Origin of the sequence: Burkholderia sp. Ac-20353 (genome assembly GCF_017104785.1) — a bacterium.
In the GTDB taxonomy this organism is placed as follows: Bacteria; Pseudomonadota; Gammaproteobacteria; order Burkholderiales; family Burkholderiaceae; genus Burkholderia.
This window is the reverse complement of record NZ_JAAGPL010000416.1, coordinates 1-2439: the sequence shown is the minus strand read 5'-3', so window position 1 is coordinate 2439 and position 2439 is coordinate 1. Positions and strand designations below refer to the sequence as shown.

General features: G+C 70.6%; 1 protein-coding gene and 1 pseudogene. Both read right to left on the bottom strand.

The window, feature by feature from the left end; genetic code table 11:
- Positions 1-86: 86 nt before the first annotated feature.
- Positions 87-482 (bottom strand): annotated as a pseudogene (locus tag G3N94_RS40805) (response regulator); the annotation flags it as partial.
- On the bottom strand, positions 479-2439 hold a 1961-nt coding region (locus G3N94_RS40800), incomplete at its 5' end, for a hybrid sensor histidine kinase/response regulator (RefSeq protein ID WP_241022357.1). The pseudogene G3N94_RS40805 and the gene G3N94_RS40800, both read right to left, overlap by 4 nt.

The following is a 2439-nucleotide window of genomic DNA, read 5'->3' as shown; positions in this document are numbered from 1 at the left end:
ACAGATCCGCCAGTCTACATCCGCTTCCGCTCCGCTTGCCTCACCGGTCGCTTTTCCGTTGTGGGGCGGGCGGGGCCCGGCGGCTTGTCGAGCAGCCGGCCGATCTGGTCGATCTTCGCGAGCAGGAGTTGCGCGGTGTCGCCGTTCGCACCCGCGCCGAGCCGCGGCGTGTCGACCGCGTCGAGCGCGCCGGCGCCCATCGCCTCGTACACGCGCCACGCGTTCGCGCCGATGCTGCTCGTCACGATCAGGATCGCGCACGGCTTGCCGGACGACATGATCCGCCGCGTTGCCTCGACGCCGTCGAACTTCGGCATGATCAGGTCCATCAGCACGATGTCGGGCGGCTGCGCGGCGCAGAACTCGACGGCCTGCGCGCCGTCGGTCGCGACCCACAGCACGCGGTGCTCGGGCCGTCTTGCGATCGCGCGGCGCAGCGCCTCGACGGCCAGCGGAAGGTCGTTGACGATGCCGATGTTCACGAGCGGGCTTCTCCTATCAGGTCGCGCACCGCGTCGAGCAGGGTTTCGTCGTGGAAGCTGCTCTTCGCGAGGTAGTAGTCGGCGCCCGCGTCGAGCCCGCGGCGGCGGTCTTCCTCGCGGTCCTTGTACGACACGATCATCACGGGCAGCGTTTTCAGCGCGGCGTCGCGCTTGATCAGCGTGACGAGCTCGATGCCGTCCATGCGCGGCATGTCGATGTCGGTCACGACGAGATCGAAATCGGCGCCGCGCAGCGCGTTCCAGCCGTCCATCCCGTCGACCGCGACGGTGACCGCGTAGCCGCGCTTTTCGAGCAGCTTGCGCTCCAGTTCGCGGACCGTCAACGAATCGTCGACCACCAGCACATGCCGGCGCCGCACGACGGCCGCATGCTGCGCACGCTGCACCTTGTCGAGCTGGCCGCCGTGCACGAGCTTGTCGACCGAGCGCAGCAGGTCCTCGACGTCGATGATCAGCACCGGATCGCCGTTCTCCAGCAGCGCGGCCGCCGCGATGTCCTTGACCTTGCCGAGCCGGCGGTCGAGCGGCTGGATCACCAGCATGCATTCGCCGAGGAAGCGGTCGACCGCGATGCCGTAGGTATCCCGTTCGTCGCCGATCACGACGGTCGCGATGCTGTCGCGCACGTGTTCCGGCGCACGCGCGCCGAGCAGCTGGCGCGCGGTGACGAGCCCGATCGCGCGGCCGTCGAAGCGGAAATGCTGCTGGCCTTCGAGCAGGTCGATGTCGCTGCGCGCGAGTTCGAGCGTGCGGCGCACGTGCGCGAGCGGGATCGCATACGTTTCGCCGCCGACGTCGACGAGCAGGCTGCGGACGATCGACAGCGTGAGCGGCAGCTGCAGCACGAAGCGCACGCCGCGGCCCGGCTCGGTAAAGATCCGCACGGTGCCGCGCACGGCCTTCACCATGTCGTGCACCGCGTCGAGGCCGACGCCGCGGCCCGACACGTCGGTCACCCGGTCGCGCATCGAAAAGCCGGGGAGCAGCAGGAAGTCGAGCAGCTCGTGGTCGGTGAGCCGCGCGGCCGTGTCCGCGTCGGCGAGCCGGCGCCGCACGACGGCCGCGCGCAGCGCGTCGAGATCGATGCCGGCGCCGTCGTCGCTGACGGAGATCAGCAACTGGCCCGCGCTGTGGCGCGCTTCGAGCGTCACGTTTGCTTCGGCCGGCTTGCCGCGCGCGACGCGCTCGTCGGGCGTCTCGACGCCGTGGTCGAGCGCGTTGCGCAGCAGGTGGCCGAGCGGCGCGTCGAGCATGTCGAGGATGTCGCGGTCGACCTGCGTCGCCTCGCCGACGATCGTGAAGCGGACGCGCTTGCCGAGCGAGCGCGCGAGATCGCGCACGATCCGCGGATACGCGTGCGTTGCGTCGCCGAACGGCCGCATCCGGCAGCGCAGCGCCTCGTCGTACAGCTGCTGCGCGAGATGCGTGCTGCGGCGGTCGAAGCGGTCGAGTTCGTCGAGGCGCGTGCCGAGTTGCAACTGCAGGTTGCCGAGCCCCTGACGCACGTCGTTCAGCGATGCGAGCGCGGTCTGGTCGAGCCGGTCCGTCAGCGTTTCGACGAGCACGTCGAGCGAGCGCGCGATATCGCGTTGCGTCCGCTTGATGCGCAGGATCGATTCCGTGAACGGCTTCAGCCAGTGCGATTCGACGAGCGATTCGCCGGACAGGCTCAGCAGCCGGTCGAGCTGCTCGGCGCGCACGCGCAGCATCCGTTGCGGGTCGTGCCGGGGGCCTGGCCGGGCCGGTGAGGGCGACGGCAGGTCGGCGTCGGGCACGGCGGCGTCGGGCACGGTGGCGTCGAATACGGCGGTGTCGAGTACCGTGGCCGCCGCGTCGCGCGCCGGATCGGCCGGTATATGCGGCGGGCGGGCGTCCGCGCTCGGCGGCGCGATCGCGATTGCGATTGCGATCGCTTCTGCGCCGGGCTCCGGCGCGA